Here is a 470-nt window from a genome sequence, read left to right as displayed (position 1 = left end):
CCACACGAGGATGCGACAACGAACGTTGTCGACTTCATGGCATTGCTGCAGAAGAGCCTGGATGCGAACAAGCGCACGCCGGCGAAGAAGACCGCAACGCGCAAGGCAGCCGCAAAGTCGACGGTGAAGAAGGCCGCAAAGAAGACAACGAAGAAGGCTGCAAAGAAGGCCGCACCACGGCGCAAGGCAGGTTGAACCATGTCGCTGCACCAGTACCGGCGCAAGCGCCGGCTTGGCGGAGGCACAGGGCAGACGCCGGAGCCTGACGACACACCCGCACGCGGTGATCCGCAGCGGCGGCCAACCTTCGTCATCCAGCTGCATCATGCCAGTTCGCGCCACTATGACTTCCGCCTTGAGATGGACGGCGTGCTGAAGAGCTGGGCGGTGCCGAAAGGTCCTTCGCTTCGCGTCGGCGAGAAGCGGCTGGCCGTGGCAGTGGAAGATCACCCGTTGTCCTACGCTGGCTT

At 63.0% G+C, this 470-nt stretch carries 2 protein-coding genes; both read left to right on the top strand.

All coding sequences use genetic code 11. From position 1 onward, the window contains the following. Positions 1-195, top strand: a 195-nt coding sequence (locus tag D7X55_RS46175) for a hypothetical protein (protein ID WP_233610430.1), incomplete at its 5' end; no start/stop codon positions are given. A gap of 3 nt (positions 196-198) precedes the next feature. Next, positions 199-470, top strand: a 272-nt coding sequence (locus D7X55_RS46170; RefSeq protein WP_304988928.1) for a DNA polymerase ligase N-terminal domain-containing protein, incomplete at its 3' end; no start/stop codon positions are given.

It is taken from the genome of Corallococcus sp. AB049A, assembly GCF_003668885.1.
In the GTDB taxonomy this organism is placed as follows: Bacteria; Myxococcota; Myxococcia; order Myxococcales; family Myxococcaceae; genus Corallococcus; species Corallococcus interemptor.
This window is presented reverse-complemented; position numbering and strand designations above follow the sequence as displayed.